Consider the following 17876-nt stretch of genomic DNA (forward strand, 5'->3'; position numbering starts at 1 on the left):
CACGGAGTTCCCCGTTCAGCCTCGTGTGAGCTTGCGATGTGTGACCCGGTGCGGACGCGCGGCGTCCGGGCCGAGCCGTTCGACCTTGTTCTTCTCGTAGCCCTCGAAGTTGCCCTCGAACCAGAACCACTTCGACTCGTCCTTGTCGGTGCCCTCCCACGCCAGGATGTGGGTGCACACGCGGTCCAGGAACCAGCGATCGTGCGAGATGACCACCGCGCACCCGGGGAACTGCTCGAGCGCGTTCTCCAGTGAGCTGAGGGTCTCCACGTCCAGGTCGTTCGTGGGCTCGTCGAGCAGGATCAGGTTGCCGCCCTCCTTGAGCGTCAGCGCCAGGTTCAGCCGGTTGCGCTCACCACCGGAAAGCACGCCTGCCGGCTTCTGCTGATCCGCGCCCTTGAAGCCGAACGCGCCGACGTAGGCGCGCGAGGGCATCTCGACGTGGCCGACCTTGATGTAGTCCAGGCCGTCCGAGACGACCTCCCAGACGTTCTTGTCCGGGTCGATGCCCCCTCGGCTCTGGTCGACGTAGGACAGCTTCACCGTCTCGCCGACCTTGACCACGCCCGCGTCCGGCTGCTCAAGACCGACGATGGTCTTGAACAGCGTGGTCTTGCCGACGCCGTTCGGGCCGATCACGCCGACGATGCCGTTCTTCGGCAGGCTGAAGGACAGCCCGTCGATGAGCACGCGGTCATCGAAGCCCTTCTTCAGGCTCTCGACCTCGACCACCACGTTGCCCAGACGCGGACCCGGCGGGATCTGGATCTCCTCGAAGTCCAGCTTCCTGGTCTTCTCCGCCTCGGCGGCCATCTCCTCGTACCGGCTCAGTCGGGACCGGGACTTGGTCTGCCGGGCCTTGGCGTTGGAGCGGACCCAGTCCAGCTCATCCTTGAGCCGCTTGTGCAGCTTCGCGTCCTTCTTGCCCTGGACGGCCAGTCGCTCGGCCTTCTTCTCCAGGTAGGAGGAGTAGTTGCCCTCGTAACCGATGGCGCGGCCGCGGTCCAGCTCCATGATCCACTGGGCCACGTTGTCCAGGAAGTACCTATCGTGGGTGACCGCCAGGACGGCGCCTGGGTAGTTGGCCAGGTGCTGTTCCAGCCACAGCACGCTCTCCGCGTCCAGGTGGTTGGTGGGCTCGTCGAGCAGCAGCAGATCGGGCTTGGACAGCAGCAGCTTGCACAGCGCGACCCGGCGGCGCTCACCACCGGAGAGGTGGGTGACCTCCGCGTCGCCCGGCGGGCAGCGCAGCGCGTCCATCGCCTGCTCCAGCTGGGAGCCGATGTCCCACGCGTCGGCGTGGTCCAGCTCCTCCTGGAGCTTGCCCATCTCCTCCATCAGCTCGTCGGAGTAGTCGGTGGCCATCTGCTCGGCGATCGCGTTGAAGCGGTGCAGCTTCACCATGATCTCGCCGACACCCTCCTCCACGTTGCCGAGGACGGTCTTCTCTTCGTTGAGGGGCGGCTCCTGCAGCAGGATCCCGACCGTGGCGCCTTCAGCGAGCTGGGCGTCACCGTTGTTCGGCTGGTCGAGGCCCGCCATGATCTTGAGCACGCTCGACTTGCCCGCCCCGTTGGGACCGACGACGCCGATCTTCGCGCCCGGATAGAAGGCCGTCGAGACGTCATCGAGGATCACCTTGTCCCCGTGCGCCTTGCGGACCTTCCTCATGGTGTAAATGAACTCGGCCATGGCCGCGATCGTAGAGCGGTGCCCAGGGGGCCACGTACTGCGGTCGGGCGGATCCGCTCAGAGAGCGTCCGGACTTCTCGGTGAACGGCTCCGCCCACGATCGTCTTCTCGGTGGACCCGGCACCGCTTGGCGCGTGTTTTCGACCGCATGACGCAATTCGGGGACAGCGGGCTCCTGGCTGGTCAGGCGGCGGGGACGGCCTCCCGTTCGGGGTCGGTCAGCTCGGCGAGGACGTCTTCGAGGGGGCCGTCCAGCGGGAGGCCGAGAGCGATCCGGCCGGCCAGCGCGGCGTTGCGGACGGCCTCGCTGGGACCGCGGGCCGGGGTGGCGACGGGGGTTTGGGGGTGGGCCGGGGCCGGGCGCGGGGTGGGCAGGGCGGTCAGGACCGCGGGGGCGGTCGGCGAGTCGGTGGGAGTGGAGTAGGCGGGCGCGGGGTCGGCGGGAGTGGAGCGGGCGGGAGTGGAGTAGGCCGGGGCGGGGTCGGCGGCCGGGTCTGCGGGAGTGAGGTCGGTGGGAGTGAGGTCGGCGGGGGCGAAGTCGGTGGCGGTGAAGTCGGCGGGGGCCGCGTAGCCGGGCTGCTCGTACAGGGGTGAGCGGAGCACGTCGGCGGTGCAGTGGCGGAGGTTGGGGCCGATGGCCTCGGCGCGCACCTCGGTGGTGGTGCGGCGGGTGCCGTCGCTGGCGTCGTACTCCCGGGTGCTCATCGAGCCGTGCACCAGGACCTGGTCGCCGCGGCGCAGGCTGGCGGTGACGCCGTAGGCCACGTGGTCCCAGCAGTTCACCCACAGCGACACCGAATCGCCGTTGGTCCACTCCTGGCGTTCCTTGTCGTAGCGGCGGGAGCGGCTGAGCAGGCGGAAGCCGGCCACGCGGGCGTTGGCGGAGGTGTGCCGGACGCGGATCTCGCTGGCGATGCGGCCGATGACGGTGATGGGGGTCTCGAACATGTGGGGCTCCTTGGGGGTGGGGGTGTGGGGGGTGTTGGGGTCGAGTCTTGTGGGGGATGGGGGGTGGGGAAAGGCGGGGCGGTGGGGGCTGTGGACAGGTGGTGGGTTGTGGAGCAGTGGCGATCTTGGGGGTGGTGTGGGGCGGGGAATGTCGGTGGGGAGTGGTAACGAGTTGACTGAGTGAGGACTCACTCATAATGTGGCGGCATGGTGGTTGACGAGACGGGGGGCCTGCGGCGGCGGCGGGCGCCCGCGATGAGTCCGGAGCAGCGGCGGACGGAGATCATCCGGAGCACGTTGCCGCTGCTGGCCACGCATGGGCTCAACGTCACCACCAGCCAGATCGCCAAGGCGGCAGGCATCGCCGAGGGCACCGTGTTCCGGGCCTTCGCGGACAAGACCGAGCTGATCACCGCCTGCGTGGAGGCCGCGCTGCGGGTGGACGAGCTGGTCGATCAGCTCACCGCGATCCCGCAGGCGGGGCCGCTGACCGACCGGCTCGCCGCGGCCGTCGGGACCATGGACGCCTACTTCTTCCGGATGGGCTCGGTGCTCAGTGCGCTGGCCACCACCGGTTACCGGCTCGACGAGGCCAAACACCGCGCGCAGACCAAGCAGACCGAGGACCTGGCGCACCTGCGTCCGGTGCTCACCGCGGTGGCCGGGCTGCTCGGCGCGGACGGCGCCCGGCTGCGGGTGCCGACCGAGCAGGCGGTCCGGTTCCTGTTCGGCCTGGTCGTCTCCAGTGGCCTTGGCCGGACGCCTCAGCAGCTCGATCGGGCCGAGATCGACGACATCGTCGGCTTCTTCCTGCACGGCGCGCTCACCCACTGATCACACACCTCTTGGGGGAGGAACTTCACCGATGACCGAACTGATGATCAGGGCCTCGGAGGTCAGCAAGACCTTCGGCAAGGTCACCGCGCTCGACCGGGTCAGCGTCGAGGTGCCACAGGGCACCGTGCTCGGCCTGCTCGGGCACAACGGGGCGGGCAAGACGACGCTGGTGAACATCCTCAGCACGATGTTCCCGCCCAGCTCCGGCACGGCCAGCGTGGCCGGCTACGACGTGGTCGCCCAGCCCACCGAGGTACGCCGCCGGATCGGCCTGACCGGGCAGTTCGCCTCGGTCGACGAGGATCTGACCGGCACCGAGAACCTGGTGCTCATCGCCAGGCTGCTCGGCGCCGGCCGGCGCGCGGCCCGGCTGCGGGCGGCGGAACTGCTGGCGACCTTCGACCTGGCCGAGGCGGCCGGGCGGGCGGTCAAGACCTACTCCGGCGGCATGCGACGCAGGCTGGACCTGGCCGCGAGCCTGGTCGGACAACCGCGGATGGTGTTCCTGGACGAGCCCACCACCGGTCTGGACCCCTCCAGCCGGGTCGGCATGTGGGAGGTGATCGAAAGCCTGGTCGCCGACGGCACCACCATCCTGCTGACCACCCAGTACCTGGACGAGGCCGACCGGCTGGCCGACTCGATCACCGTGCTGAGCAAGGGCCAGGTGGTCGCCCAGGGCACCCCTGCCCAGCTCAAGGCCGAGGTCGGACAGCGCACCGTGGCGGTGTCGCTGGAACCGGGCGCCGACCCGTGGCAGGCGGTGGAGGCGATCCGCCGCGGCGGCAAGCTGCCCACCTTCGACCCGGAGCGCAACTCGATCAGCGTGCCGGTGCTGGCCTCCAAGGAGCTGGTCACCGTGGTGCGCGCGCTGGATGAGGCCGGCATCGAACCCGCCGGGCTCGCCCTGACCGAACCGACCCTGGACGACGTCTACCTGGCCCTGACCCACAGCTCCCCGAGCGCGGCCTGAGAGGACATGTGATGACCGCGACCATCGCCAGGCCGGAGCTGCCAGGGGTGTCCACCCCGTGGCAGGGCAGCGGCCTGTTGACCCAGATCTGGGTGCTGACCGGGCGATCGCTGCGCCCGGTGCTGCGCGACCCCAAGACGCTGGTGTTCAGCCTGATGCAGCCGCTGCTGATGCTGGTGCTGTTCAGCCAGGTGTTCCGGGTCATCGCCCAGGGGCCGATGTTCCCCCAGGGCGTGACCTACATCGACTACCTGCTGCCCGCGATCATGGTCACCACCGCGACCATGGTCGGCGTGCAGGCCGGGGTCGGGCTGACCAGCGACATGAAGAACGGTGTGCTGGCCAGGTTCCGCTCGATGCCGGTGAGCCCGGTGGCGGTGCTGATCGCGCGCAGCGTCGCCGATCTGACCCGCGGGCTGATCGAGCTGGTGGTCATGCTCGTCGCGGCCGCCCTGCTCTTCGGCTTCGCCCCGGCAGGCGGGGTGCTGGGCGTCATGGGCGCGCTGCTGCTGGCACTGGCGGTCGGCTGGAGCCTGGGCTGGCTGTTCCTGGCCGCGGCCGCCTGGCTGCGGGAGAGCACCACCGCGCAGATGGTGGGCATGATGGCGCTGTTCCCGCTGCAGTTCGCCTCCAGCGCGTTCGTGCCGATCCAGAGCCTGCCGGGCTGGTTGCAGGTGGTGGCCCAGGTGAACCCGATCTCCTACGCCATCAACGCCGCCCGCGATCTGGCGCTGAACAACCCGGTCGGCTCCGGCGTGACCTCGGCGCTGGTGGTCAGCGCGGGTATCGCGGTGGTCGGCGCGGTGCTGGCCGAACGCGGGTTCCGCCGCCCCTGAGCCTGCCGGTGGCCGGGGGTCAGCCGTCGCGCTTGCCCCCGGCCATCCGCTTGAGCATCTCGTTGTACGCGGTCAGGTCGGCGTCCCCGTCGGACTCGGCGTGCCGGTCGGCCCGTTTGGCGTCCCGCGCGTCCGCCTTGGCCCACTGGGCGAGCAGCGCGATCACCACCACCAGCAGCGGCAGCTCACCGGAGGCCCAGGTCAGGCCGCCGCCGAGGCGCTGGTCGGAGAGCAGGTCGGTGACCCAGGGCAGCGCGAGCTGGTTGTAGAAGGACGCGCCGATCACCGTCGAGCCGCTCATCAGCGCGATGCCGAAGAAGGCGTGGAAGGGCATCGAGGCGAACACCAGGCCGAGCCTGCCCAGCGGCGGCAGCCTGCGCGGCGCCGGGTCGATGCCAATGACCGGCCAGTAGAAGACGTACCCGGCGAGCAGGAAGTGCGCGTTCATCGCCAGGTGCGCCCAGTGCAGTGGCAGCGCGGCGTCGAACAGGCCGGAGAAGTAGAGGCCGTAGAAGGAGCCGACGAACAGCGCGAGCGCGACCAGCGGGTGCGTCAGCAACCGGCTGACCGGCGAGTGCACCAGCGCCAGGATCCACTCCCGCGGTCCGGTCGGGGTGTCCTTGCCCGCGGTGGGCAGCGCGCGCAGGGCCAGCGTGACCGGGCCGCCGAGCACCAGCAGCACCGGGGCGAGCATGGACAGCAGCATGTGGCTGCCCATGTGCACGCTGAACATCGCGGGCGAGTAGCGGCCGATGCCGGAGCTGGTGGCGATCAGGATGGTCAGGCAGCCCGCCACCCAGGCGATGGTGCGGCCGACCGGCCAGGCGTCCCCGCGCTTGCGCAGCCTGCGCACCCCGGCCAGGTAGACCAGCGCGGCGGCGATCGAGAGCGTGCCGAAGAGCAGGTCGAACCGCCAGTCCAGCAGCAGGGCCAGGAAGGTCGGCGGGCCGTCGAGGTTGTAGCCGATGAGCAGTTCGGTGGTGCTGGGCTGGGCGCTGATCTCCCCCGGCGGCGGGGTGCCGCCCAGGGCGACCGCGATGCCGATGGTGGCCAGCATGAGCAGCATCTCGATGCCGCCAAGGCGCATCAGCACCGAGCGGGACTCATCCGCGCCCAGGGCCCGGACCCCGCGCTGCCGCTGGATATAGCCGACCACGCCGAGCACGCCCAGCGCGCCGATCTTGGCCAGCACCAGCGTGCCGTAGGGCGTGCTGAACACCTCGGCGGGCGTGAGCCGGACCAGCGCGTTGATCACACCGGAGACGGCCAGGGTGATCCAGCAGATCAGCGCGAGCTTGGAGAAGCGGCGGTAGGCGAGCTGGAGGTGGCCGCCGCCGCGGTAGGCGTGCGCGACCAGGGCGACGAGGCCGCCGACCCAGAACGCGGTGGCGAGCAGGTGGAAGATCAGCGAGTTGGTGCCGACGTCGTGCGAGCCGCCGGAGGCCGAGTGCCCGGTGACCGCCACCGGCATCAGGCACAGCAGTGAGAAGGCGAACGCGGCGAAGGTCCAGCCCCAGGACAGCACGATCCGGCAGGCGATGGCCAGCAACCCGGCCAGCAACGCGGTGGCCACCCAGGCCTTGGCCTGCTCCAGCGCGTCGATGTAGACGATCAGCTGGGTCGGGTTGAGCACCTGCGAGACCGGCTTGCCCAGCGCGTTGGCCACGAACAGCGGCACCATGGCCGAGGCGGCCAGGAACCAGCCCAGCGCCGCCCAGCCCGCGGCCCGCACCGCGGCGTACCCGTCGGCGGCCAGCAGCCCGGTGCGCTGGGCCGGGGTGAGGAAGACCGCGAACAGCAGCGAGCCGACCGCGATCGCCGCGCACACCTCGGCGATGGCCCGGACCAGCGACTGCCCGAACCGGGTCACATCGCCCGGATCGGGCAGGCCGTACTCGGCGTACACCCGGCCGGGTGATAGCGCGGTGAGCGCGACCGCCACGCTCAGGGCCAGCAGGATCCCGACGATCACCAGCACCGCCATGCCGCCGGTGGGACGTCGAACGGGGGTGGGGTCGACCTCGTCGGTGCGCTCGGGTGCCACAGGACGAGCGTAGGCAACGAAGAACCTGGAAGGGGGCGCGACCCCGGTCCAGGTTCCGGCTACGATTTCGACCCGGCGGCTCACGCTGCCACTGCCCTCATAGCTCAGCTGGATAGAGCGAGAGACTTCTAATCTCTAGGTCGCAGGTTCGAGTCCTGCTGGGGGCACCACCTCAGCACACCTCTGTCCGCGGAAAGCGCGGACCGGGTCGGCGGCCTTGCGTCTGGGGGTCCAACCCCCAGGCCCCGGTCGGCGGGCTCCGCCCCCGAACCCCCCGAGCCTCGCGCCCAGAATTTCTCCCTCCCTGAAACCCCCCAGGTCTCCGGCGGCTCACCGCATAGCCTGGACGGGTCACCTGGCCCATCTGGAGAGAACGGTGAGTACTTCCGTGACCACACAGCCCAAGACCGTGTTCGTGACCGGCGCGTCCACCGGGTTCGGGGCGGCCATCGCCCGCCGGTTCGCCGGGGAGGGGGCGCGGGTGGTGGCTACCGCGCGGCGCAAGGACAAGCTGGAGGCGCTGGCGGCGGAGTTCGGGGACCTGGTGTTCCCGGTGGCGCTGGATGTGCGGGACAACCACGCGGTGGAGCAGGTGGTGGCCGGGCTGCCCGCGGAGTTCGCCGCGATCGACGTCCTGGTCAACAACGCGGGGCTGGCGCTGGGCCTCGAACCGGCGCAGCGGGCCTCGCTGGCGGACTGGGAACAGATGGTCGACACCAACTGCAAGGGGCTCATGTACTGCACCCGGGCGGTGTTGCCGGGGATGGTGGAGCGGCGGCGTGGGCATGTGGTGAACATCGGGTCGGTGGCGGGCATCCACGCCTACCCCGGCGGCAACGTCTACGGCGGCACCAAGGCCTTCGTGCACCAGTTCAGCCTCAACCTGCGCAGCGATCTGCACGGCACCGGGGTCCGGGTGACCTGCGTGGAGCCGGGCATGTGCGGCGGCACCGAGTTCTCGCTGGTCCGGTTCCAGGGTGACTCGGGCAAGGCGGCGGGGGTCTACGACGGCATGCAGCCGCTGACCGCGGCGGACATCGCGGAGACCGTGCACTGGGTGACCGGGCAGCCCGCGCACGTCAACGTCAACACCATCGAGCTGATGCCGGTGGCGCAGAGCTTCGCGGGCTTCCAGGTGCATCGCGAGGGGTGACCCTCGGCACTTTCCTAACGTTCGATACACATCGAACTTGACGGGTCGGTGACACGTCGACTACTTCTGTACTAGACATTACAGAAGTAGGGAGCTGGTCATGGGCAAGCAACTCGTGGGCAAGGTCGCGCTGGTCACCGGGGGTTCCAGGGGGATTGGCGCGGCCACCGCGCGGGCGCTGGGTGCGGCGGGCGCGGATGTCGCGATCAGCTACACCTCGCGGCAGGCGCAGGCCGAGGCCGTGGTCACCGAGCTGAAGGAGGCCGGGGTCAGGGCGCTCGCGGTGCGCGCCGACCAGGCCGACTCGGCACAGGTCAAGGAGCTGGTGCGGACCGTGCACGAGCACTTCGGGCGGCTGGACGTGCTGATCAACAACGCCGGGGTGATCGCGGCCGACACGCTGGACCCGGCGGCCCGGGACGAAGCGGCGCTGGACCGGCAGCTGGCGATCAACATCGGCGGGGTGGCGGCGGGGGTGCGCGCGGCCGCGCCGCTGATCGGCGACGGCGGGCGGATCGTCACCGTCGGCTCGGTGCTGGCCACCCGGCAGGCCGGTGGCGGGCTGGCCGAGTACTCCGGCACCAAGGCCGCGATCGCCGCGTTCAGCAAGGGCTGGGCGCGGGACCTCGGTAGCCGCGGGATCACCGTCAACACGGTGCACCCCGGCCCGATCGAGACCGACATGAACCCGAACGAGGGCGAGGCCGCGGCGCAGCGGGCCGCGCTGACCGCACTCGGCCGCTACGGCCAGGCCGCCGAGGTGGCCGCCGCGATCGTGTTCCTGGCCGGACCGGACGCGGCCTACATCACCGGCGCCGAACTGCACGTCGACGGCGGCATGGGAATCTGAGCAGAATCGTTCCCACCTGGCGGAACGAGTTGCCCACGCCTCGGCGGGTTCGCAGACTGCCGGGGTGAGCCAGCCAGAACCCGTGCTGATCCGCTCGGCCCGCGATGTCACCGACCTGGTGAACTCGGGGGCCGCGCGGGGCAGCCACGCCACCATGATCGTGATCATCGCGCTGGGCGGCATCTTCATCGATGCTCACTGAATGCTCGACCCTGCGAGCAGGTCTGCGGCAGACTTCAGCTCGCTGGCCTACGGCATGCGCGACATCACCGTCCAGTTCGGGCTGAGCCCGGTCGGCGCCGGCATCGTGAACGCCTCGATCATGGTCGGCGCGGTGGTCGGCGCGCTCGGTGGCGGCTACCTGGTCGACAAGATCGGCCGGTACCGGGTGTTCATGGCGGACATGCTCTTCTTCGTCATCGCCGCGCTGGGTTGCGCGCTGGCGCCCAATGCCGAGGTGCTGGTGTTCTTCCGGTTCCTGATGGGCGTCGGGGTCGGCATGGACCTGCCGGTGGCGATGGCCTTCCTGGCCGAGTTCTCCCGGCTGCGCGGCAAGGGCAGCAAGGGCTCGCGCACCGCGTCCTGGTCGGCGGCCTGGTTCGTGGCCACCAGCGCCTGCTACCTGATCATCCTCGGCCTGTACTTCCTGATCCCGGCCGGGCACCACGGCGTGCTGTGGCGGTTCACCGTCGGCTTCGGCGCGGTGCCCGCGCTGGTCGTGCTGCTCATCCGGCACCGCTATATGAACGAGTCCCCCGCCTGGGCCGCCGGTCAGGGCGATCTGGCGGGGGCCGCGGCGATCCTGCGCAAGTCCTACGGGGTCAACGCGGTGGTCGCGCCAGAGGCCGAGGTGGTCAAGGCCCCGAAGCGCTCGATCCGGGCCGAGTTCGGGCGGCTGTTCAACCGGACCTACCGCCGCCGCACCTGGCTGTCCCTGGCCGTGGCACTGGCCCAGACCTTCGGTTACAACGCGGTCGCCTACGGCCTGCCGGTGATCATCGCCGGGTTCCTCGCGCAGGGCCCGCTGACCACGATCAGCGCCTCGCTGGTGCTCAACGTCTGCTTCGCGGTCACCGGTGGCCTGCTCGGCATCCGCTGGGTGCGTAGCCAGGGCGCCTGGAAGCTGACCGCGCTCGGGTTCGCGGTGCAGTTCGCCGCGCTGGTCGCGCTGGCCCTGATCGGCAGGCCGAGCGGGCAGGAGCTGGCCGTGGCGGCGCTGCTGGCGCTGGGGGCGTTCCTGTTCGCCCAGGGCTGGGGGCCGGGCGCGAACTACATGACCTTCGCGACGCTGAGCTACCCGACCTCGCTGCGTGGGGTGGGCGTCGGGTTCAACCAGGGCATGCTGCGGATCGGCTCGACCGCGTCGCTGTTCCTGTTCCCCGTGCTGAGCGCGAGTCTGGGCACCGGGGTGTTCTGGGTGATCGCACTCGCCCCCGCGCTGGGTCTGCTCGCGCTGCTGCTGGTGCGCTGGGAGCCAGTCGGGTATGACGTGGATGCTGAAGACAGCGAAACAGAAAAGGGCGGCGTCCCGACGGATCCGGCAGAGACGCGCCGCTGAGGAGTACCCCCAGTACCAACTCTCAGCAGCGCTTCCCGCCGAACCGACGAACACCTGCCCGAGGCCAACCTTTCAAGCCCTGGTTGCGCACCGCACGGGCCCGATCGGACCGGATGACCTAAGCCGCTGGTCAACGGCATAGGATGGGTTTTCCGGTCCGGATAGGCGGAACGCTGGGGAGCGGGGAGAGCAGGTCGGTTGTCGGTCGTATCCGGGGCCCGCGCGGCCTTCGCCGAACGATTCGCGCTGCTGTACGCCGAAGCCGGTGACCCACCGCTGAAACGGGTCGCCGAGTCGGTGGCGCGTGCCCGGCGCGCCGACGAACGCGGCAGACCGGTCCAGGTGACCACCCAGCGGATCAGCGACTGGCGGCGCGGCCGCAACGTGCCCGCTCGCTTCGCCGGGCTCGCCGTGGTGCTGGAGGTCCTCATCGGCGAGGCCCGCACCCGGCGGCCGGTGCCCGCGCTGCCCGGACTCTACGACCGGGACGGCTGGCAGAAGCTGTGGTCGGCCGCGCAGGCCAGCCCGGTGGAGGAGGCCGAACCGCCGCCACCGCCGGACAGCGCGCTCTGCCCCTACCGCGGCCTGGCCGCCTTCCAGCCCGAGGACTCACCGCACTTCTTCGGCCGGGACCGGGCCACCGCCGCGCTGCTCGGCCTGCTCCGCGCCGAGGACGGGCTGGCCATGCTGGTCGGAGCCTCCGGGGCGGGCAAGTCCTCGCTGCTGCGGGCCGGGCTGGTGCCCGCGCTGGCCGCCGAGGCCGAGTCCGCGGACTGGCCGGTCACCCTGATCACCCCCGGCGTCAACCCGGTCAAGGAACTGGACCGGCACCTGCCGGGACTGGCCGAGGCGGACAGCGCCGAGGCGGTGCACGCGATCCTCGGCGAGGCTCGCCGGGTGATCATCGTGGACCAGTTCGAGGAGGTCTTCACCCTCTGCCCGGACCCCGAGGTCCGGCGCTGCTTCATCCGGCTGCTGCACCTGGCGGGCACGCCCGGACCCGCGCTGGTCGTGCTCGGCCTGCGCGCGGACTTCTACGGCCGCTGCCTGGACCACCCCGAACTGGTCGCCGCGCTGCAGCACCGGCACCTGGTGCTGGGCCCGATGACGGTGGCCGAACTGCGCGCCGCGGTCACCGCGCCTGCCCGTGCGGTGGGCCTGCAGCTGGAGACCGGGCTGGTCGAACTGCTGCTGCGCGATCTGGGCGTCAGCGAGCGGCGCAACCGGACCCGCGGCGACAAGGACAGCTACGACGCGGGCGCGTTGCCGCTGCTCTCACACGCCCTGCTGGCCACCTGGCAGCACCGCCAGGGCGGACGGCTCACCGTGGCCGGATACCGCGCGGCAGGCGGCATCCAGGGCGCGGTCGCGGCCACCGCGGAACGCGCCTGGGCCGAACTCGGCGCCGCCGGACAGGCCGCCGCCCGGCCGTTGCTGCTGCGCCTGGTGCGGATCGGCGAGGACACCGAGGACACCCGCCGCCGGGCGAGCCGGGACGAGATCCTCGACCAGGCCCAGGACCGGGCCGCGACCGAGACCGCGCTGGAGACGCTGGTCTCCGCGCGGCTGATCACCCTGGACGCCGAGTCGGTGGAGATCACCCACGAGGCGCTGCTGCGGGCCTGGCCCCGGCTGCACGGCTGGCTGGACCAGGACCGGGAGGGCCACCTCACCCGGCAGCGGCTGGAGGAGGACGCCAAGACCTGGGCCGCCCAGGACCAGGACCCCTCGCTGCTCTACCGCGGCGCCCGGTTGCAGACCAGCAGGCAGGCGGTGGCGGCGGGCGGGCCGACCGAGGTGGCCCGGCAGTTCCTGGCCACCTCCACCCGGCAGTGGCGGCGCGCGGTGTGGCTGCGCCGGGCCGCGGTGGCCTCGGTGTGCGTGCTCGCGCTGATCGCCTCGATCGCGGCGGTGGCCGCGGTCAGCCAGCGCGACGACGCCCAGTTCCGCCAGGTGCTGGCCGAGGCCGACCGGATGCTGGAGTCCGACCCGTCACTGTCCGCCCAGCTCACCCTGGTCGCCGACGCGCTCCGCCCGGAGGACACCGAGGTCCGCACCCGGCTGCTGGCCGCCCAGCAACTCCCCCTGGCCACCAGCCTGACCGGGCACACCGGCGCGGTGTACCTGACCTCGTTCAGCCCGGACGGCCGCACCGTGGCCACCGCGGGCTACGACCGCACCGCCCGGCTCTGGGACGTCAGCGACCCGACCCGGCCGCGCCAGCTCGGGCAGCCGCTGACCGGGCACAGCAACTGGCTCAGCTCCTCGGTGTTCAGCCCGGACGGCCGCACCCTGGCCACCACCGGCGCGGACAACACCATCCGGCTCTGGGACGTGCGCAACCCAGCCCAGCCCAGGCAGTTCGGCCCGGCGCTCGGCACCGGCGCAGGCACCGCCTACCTGCTCGCCTTCAGTCCGGACAGCAAGCTGCTGGCCACCGCCAACGAGGACCGCACCGCGCGACTGTGGGATGTCAGCGACCCGGCCAAGCCGGTCCGCCTTGGCGATCCACTGGCCGGGCACCGCGCTCAGGTGCGCGCGCTGGCGTTCAGCCCGGACGGGAAACTGCTGGCCACCGGCAGCGACGACAACACCATCCGGCTGTGGAGCCTGCATGATCCGGCGCGGGTCGCCCCGCTCGGCGCGCCGCTGACCGGTCACCTGGCCGGACTGCACTCGGTGGCCTTCAGCCCGGACAGCAGGTTGCTGGCCTCCGGCAGTGATGACAAGACCGTCCGGCTGTGGGACCTGCGCGACCCGGCCGCGGTGGTCCCGGCGGGGCCGCCGCTGCTCGGGCACTCCGCCCAGGTGTGGTCGGTGGCCTTCAGCCCCACCCAGAACCTGCTCGCCTCGGCCGCCGCGGACGGCACCGCGCGACTGTGGGACATCGGCGACCCGAACGCGGTCGCCCAGTTCCGGCCCGCGCTCTCCGGCCGCAGCAACGAGCTGTACGCCGTCTCGTTCAGCCCGGACGGCCGCAGCCTGGCGGTGGGCGGCGAGGACGGCACGGCCCGGCTGTGGACGCTGCCGCACGGCATGCTGATGGGCCACACCCTCGGCCTGGGCACGCCCGAGTTCCGCCAGGACGGCCGGGTGCTGGCCACCAGCGGCACCGACCGCACCGTGCGGCTGTGGGACCTGGCCAACCCGGACACGCCCGGCGCGCTGTCGGTGATCAAGGACGGGCACACCGACGCGGTGTGGTGGACGACCTTCCGCGGTGACGGCAAGGTGCTGGCCACCGCCTCCACCGACCGCACCATCCGGCTCTGGGACGTCAGCGATCCGGCCAGGCCCGCCCCGCTCGGCGAGCCGATCACCGGCGGGCAGAAGTACAGCCTGCCGATCCGATTCAGCCCGGACGGCAAGCTGCTGGCCACCGCCATGGACGGCAACACCATCCAGCTCATCGACGTCAGCGACCCGGCCCGGCCGCGACCGCTGGGCGGGCGGACCGAGGCGCACACCGGCTCGATCACCTCGCTCCGGTTCACTCCGGACGGCCGGACGCTGATCTCGGCCAGCGACGACCGCCGGATCCGGCTCTGGGACGTCGGCGACCCGGCCGCGCCGGGCGCGATCGGCCAGCCGCTGACCGGCCACACCGAGGCGGTGCGCACCGCCGACCTGAGCCCGGACGGCAAGACCCTGGCCACTGGCGGCGGCGACAACACCATCCGGCTGTGGGACCTGACCGACCCGCGCCACCCGGTGGCGGGCAAGGTGCTGACCGGGCACACCGAGAGCGTCAACCAGGTGACCTTCAGCCCCGACGGCAAGACCCTGGCCAGCGGCAGCGCGGACAAGACCGTGCGCCGCTGGCTCGTCCCCGACGGCGAACCGATCGGCGTGCCACTGGTCTCCAGCTTCGCCACCTGGACCAGTCCGGTGTTCAGCCCGCACCACGGCTACCTGGTCACGCCCGGCTCGGACAACACGGTGCGGCTGTGGGACCTGGACCTGGCCGGGGCGCGACGGCAGATCTGCGCGCGCACCAAGGGCGTGCTCACCGAGGACCAGTGGAAACTCCACTTGCCACAGTTGGATTTCGCGCCGCCGTGTCCGGGGTAGCTGACTAGAGTTCCCGGGCATGCGTCTGCTGATGGGACTGGGTGGCCCGCGCACCGTGGGCGCGGTGCTGACCGGCGTTACCGCGCTCTACCTGACCCTCGTGGTCTTCAACAACCTCACCGACTTCGGCACCAACCACGCCTTCGTGCAGCACGTGTTCGCGATGGACACCACGTTCAAGTCGCCGAACACCAGCTGGCGGGCGATCACCAGCCCGGCGCTGGTGAACATCGCCTACGTGCTGATCATCGCGTGGGAGGCGGCGACCGCGGTGGTGCTGATCATCGCGACGGTGAGCTGGCTCCGGTCCTCCACCGAGGTGGCGCGGCGGATCGGGAGCCTGGGCCTGGCCATGATGCTGCTGCTCTTCGGCGGCGGGTTCATCGCCATCGGCGGCGAGTGGTTCTGCATGTGGCAGTCCAAGCAGTGGAACGGCCTGCAGGCCGCGCTGCAGAACGTGATCATCGCCGGGGTGGCGCTGATCGTCACCCAGGTGCTCGACCGGGTGCGGACAACCGCTCCCCCAGCAGCGTGATCGCCCGGCGCTGGGCCGCGGAGAATCCGGCGAGGTAGTCGGTCAGCAACGCGGCCCCGTGCCGGTGGCCTGGCTCGCCCGCGACGGTGTGCCACTCCCCCGCGCGGGCCAGCGTCGCCATGTCCTCGGCGAGTTCCTCAACCCCTGGCGCGTCGGCCGGGGCGTCGGTCAGCGCCTGGAACCGGGTGGCCACCCGCTGGGCGAGTTCGCGCTGGTCCAGCCACACCTGGCGGGAGAACTCGGCCATCCGGTCGGTGTGTTCGGGGGCCAGCGCGTGCAGCAGCAGCACGGCACTCTGTTCCAGGTCCTGCATGTCCGCGGAGACCCCGGCCTCGGACAGCGCGAGCCGGTCGAAGATCCCGGCCACCGGCTCGGGCAGGTCAAGATCCGCGGTGGAGGCGCGTAGTTCGGCGATCTTCTTACGCTGCTTGCTGATCTCGCGTTGCCGCGCGGCCAGGTCCCGGTCCAGCTCGTCCAGGGCCGCGCGCACGGTGGCCGGTCCCTCGCCGAGCAACTCCCGGATCCGCGGCACGGACAGGCCCAGTTCGCGCAGCCGCCGGATCCGCAACAGCTTGACCAGCGCGGCCGAGCCGTAGCGCCGGTAACCCGAGTGGTCCCGCGCGGGCTCGGGCAGCAGGCCCTGCGCGTGGTAGTGCCGCACCGCCTTCACCGTGGTGCCCGCGAGCTGGGCCAACTCCCCGACGGTCAACACGATCCTCACGGTAGCCGGGCGCCGCTCAGGATGGTCACCGCCGCGGCCGGATAGTCGGCGTGCAACCGGATCCGCTCGATCAGGTGCCGACCGCGCTTGCCCAGGTCGACCTCGTGCGGTTCGGTCAGCTCGACCACCACCCCGGTAGTGCCGAGCACCGCGAAGGACAGCGTGCCCGCCTCGACCTCGATCGCCCGCTCGTGCCTGCCGCACAACTCCTTGCGCACCGCGCCGACCTTGCCCAGTGGCACCGCCACCTCGACCAGGTGCGCGAACCGCAACCGCAGCTCCGCCGGTCCGACCGCGTGCGGATACACCCGGGTCGCGGCCAGGAAACCCAGCACCCACAGCAATCCGTAGACCCCGGACACCAGCAGCACCAGCCGGAGCCAGAGCCAGGGCACCAGCAGTTCGGCGGCGGCGATCTCGACCACCCCCAGCACGGCCATGATCACCAACGGCAGGGCCAGCCCACCGGCGTACCCGATGGTCCGGGCTCCCGCCGGCACCTGACGCCTGCCGCGCAGCCCCAGCCATAGCGCCCCGAACACCCGCACGCTGTCCCCTCTCCTCGATGGGGACAGCGTGCGGGCCTGCCCCAGGGGCAGGGTCAAGTCACTGCTGGACCGGCTTGCCGTCGGTGCCGCAGACGTATCCCGCGTTGATGCAGTCCCGGACTCGTCGTTGCAGTTCCGGGCCTTGCCAGGCGTTGAAGAAGTCGCCGTGGAAGGTGAACCCGCGAGCGGTGGTCAGGTTCACCCCGTCGACCGTGCCCGCCAGGCTGAGCCCGCCGCCGCTGACCGGGTAGGTGATCAGGAACTGCACCCGGGGGATCGGCGTGGGATGACTGGCCGGGCAGGTGCCGCCGAGCCCACCGGGCGCGTAGATCACGTGGTCGCGGTGGTTCGGGCTGTCCAGCCGGACACCGTCCCAGCAGGTCGGGAAGTCCAGGTAGGTCTGGAGTTTCGAACCCGGCGGGCAGAGCAGGAAGTCCCGGCTGGACTCGGACGCGCCCAGGCAGGACCAGCGCGCGTGCGGGTTCTCCTCGGCGGTCCTGGCCAGTGCGTTGCCGACCACGTAACGCAGGCCCAGTGGTGGTGCCACCGCCCGCCGCGGTTCGGTGATGCCCTGGTAGTACACGGTGACCCGCTCCGGCGGCACCGGCTGCCCGTGCTGGTACAGCGTCGGCGTCCAGTAGGAGGACAGATCCACCCGCGGATCGCAGTTGGTCGTGCCCGCGGCCAGCGAGTGCAGGGTGGAGCGGGCGTTGGCGCTGCGGTTGCCGAAGAACTCGTGGAGGTGCGAGACGCCCGGCTGGTTCGGGTAGACGATCGGATCGTCCCCGGCGCGGTGGCTGCTCACGCAGTCCGCCCGGAACTCCGATCCGCGCACCGGCGCGGCGGCCTGGGCCAGCAACGCGGCCTCCTGCGCCGGATCCGGCCGGATGCCGTGCTTGCTGTGATCGATCTTCGGGATGGCGGCGTCAGTGCGCGGGCTGGTCAGCACCAGCCCACCGAGCAGCAGACCGGCCACCACCACGAGCACGGTGACGACGGTTCCGGTGGTCTCGCGGGAACTCCGCTGGACTCGCAAAGGAACACCTCCGCACGGCTGAAGACACCGTGGCGGCGGCGCGAGAGCGCTCTCAAACTGACTCGGAAACGGTA

15 protein-coding genes and 1 tRNA gene are annotated in these 17876 nt (G+C 71.3%); 10 read left to right on the top strand and 6 right to left on the bottom strand.

The features are described 5' to 3' along the window. Positions 1-15: 15 nt before the first annotated feature. Complete coding sequence (gene ettA, locus ACTOWY_RS04485; RefSeq protein WP_441308311.1) at positions 16-1692, bottom strand: energy-dependent translational throttle protein EttA; 1677 nt, start codon at positions 1690-1692, stop codon at positions 16-18. A gap of 183 nt (positions 1693-1875) precedes the next feature. Further along, complete coding sequence (locus ACTOWY_RS04490; RefSeq protein ID WP_441308312.1) at positions 1876-2640, bottom strand: single-stranded DNA-binding protein; 765 nt, start codon at positions 2638-2640, stop codon at positions 1876-1878. Positions 2641-2847: 207 nt separating this feature from the next. Between ACTOWY_RS04490 and ACTOWY_RS04495 the strand changes: the two genes are divergently transcribed. From ACTOWY_RS04495 to ACTOWY_RS04505, 3 genes are read left to right on the top strand one after another with little or no spacing between them, the layout of a single operon-like run. Beyond that, a complete protein-coding gene (locus ACTOWY_RS04495) occupies positions 2848-3474 on the top strand; it encodes a TetR/AcrR family transcriptional regulator (RefSeq protein ID WP_441308313.1) in 627 nt (208 codons plus the stop codon). Between the two features lie 31 nt (positions 3475-3505). Then, positions 3506-4450 carry an ATP-binding cassette domain-containing protein gene (locus ACTOWY_RS04500; protein ID WP_441308314.1) on the top strand — a complete coding sequence of 315 codons (945 nt, stop codon included), beginning with the start codon at positions 3506-3508 and terminating at the stop codon, positions 4448-4450. An 11-nt stretch (positions 4451-4461) separates the two neighbouring features. Then, complete coding sequence (locus tag ACTOWY_RS04505) at positions 4462-5286, top strand: ABC transporter permease (protein WP_441308315.1); 825 nt, start codon at positions 4462-4464, stop codon at positions 5284-5286. Positions 5287-5305: 19 nt separating this feature from the next. Here ACTOWY_RS04505 and ACTOWY_RS04510 read toward each other — a convergent pair whose 3' ends face one another. Next, positions 5306-7270 (bottom strand): cytochrome c oxidase assembly protein, encoded by a 1965-nt coding sequence (locus tag ACTOWY_RS04510; RefSeq protein WP_441308396.1) that lies wholly within the window; start codon positions 7268-7270, stop codon positions 5306-5308. 153 nt (positions 7271-7423) lie between these two features. On the opposite strand from ACTOWY_RS04510, the gene ACTOWY_RS04515 reads away from it, so the two are divergent. The 7 genes from ACTOWY_RS04515 (at position 7424) to ACTOWY_RS04545 (ending at position 15497) form a co-directional block, all read left to right on the top strand. Next, positions 7424-7500: transfer RNA gene (locus tag ACTOWY_RS04515), tRNA-Arg, on the top strand. Between the two features lie 218 nt (positions 7501-7718). Further along, positions 7719-8483 (top strand): SDR family oxidoreductase, encoded by a 765-nt coding sequence (locus tag ACTOWY_RS04520; RefSeq protein WP_441308316.1) that lies wholly within the window; start codon positions 7719-7721, stop codon positions 8481-8483. A gap of 100 nt (positions 8484-8583) precedes the next feature. Beyond that, positions 8584-9333, top strand: coding sequence for an SDR family oxidoreductase (locus tag ACTOWY_RS04525; protein WP_441308317.1), 750 nt, complete (start codon positions 8584-8586; stop codon positions 9331-9333). A gap of 64 nt (positions 9334-9397) precedes the next feature. Next, positions 9398-9535, top strand: a complete 138-nt coding sequence (locus tag ACTOWY_RS04530) for a hypothetical protein (RefSeq protein ID WP_247759138.1) — start codon at positions 9398-9400, stop codon at positions 9533-9535. Continuing rightward, a complete protein-coding gene (locus ACTOWY_RS04535; protein WP_441308318.1) occupies positions 9536-10891 on the top strand; it encodes an MFS transporter in 1356 nt (451 codons plus the stop codon). A gap of 198 nt (positions 10892-11089) precedes the next feature. Continuing rightward, positions 11090-14962, top strand: coding sequence for an nSTAND1 domain-containing NTPase (locus tag ACTOWY_RS04540; RefSeq protein ID WP_441308319.1), 3873 nt, complete (start codon positions 11090-11092; stop codon positions 14960-14962). 19 nt (positions 14963-14981) lie between these two features. Beyond that, the gene (locus tag ACTOWY_RS04545) at positions 14982-15497 is read left to right on the top strand and encodes a DUF2165 domain-containing protein (protein WP_441308320.1); all 516 of its coding nucleotides are present in this window, start codon (positions 14982-14984) and stop codon (positions 15495-15497) included. Here ACTOWY_RS04545 and ACTOWY_RS04550 read toward each other — a convergent pair. From ACTOWY_RS04550 to ACTOWY_RS04560, 3 genes are read right to left on the bottom strand one after another with little or no spacing between them, the layout of a single operon-like run. Further along, the gene (locus tag ACTOWY_RS04550; protein ID WP_441308321.1) at positions 15448-16209 is read right to left on the bottom strand and encodes a MerR family transcriptional regulator; all 762 of its coding nucleotides are present in this window, start codon (positions 16207-16209) and stop codon (positions 15448-15450) included. The genes ACTOWY_RS04545 and ACTOWY_RS04550 overlap by 50 nt on opposite strands. A gap of 5 nt (positions 16210-16214) precedes the next feature. After that, positions 16215-16823, bottom strand: a complete 609-nt coding sequence (locus ACTOWY_RS04555; protein WP_441308322.1) for a hypothetical protein — start codon at positions 16821-16823, stop codon at positions 16215-16217. A gap of 1 nt (position 16824) precedes the next feature. Beyond that, entirely contained in the window at positions 16825-17802 is a 978-nt protein-coding gene (locus tag ACTOWY_RS04560) for a DUF1996 domain-containing protein (protein ID WP_441308323.1), read from the bottom strand. Positions 17803-17876 lie beyond the last annotated feature (74 nt).

Origin of the sequence: Crossiella sp. CA198 (genome assembly GCF_052078295.1) — a bacterium.
Lineage (GTDB): Bacteria > Actinomycetota > Actinomycetes > Mycobacteriales > Pseudonocardiaceae > Crossiella.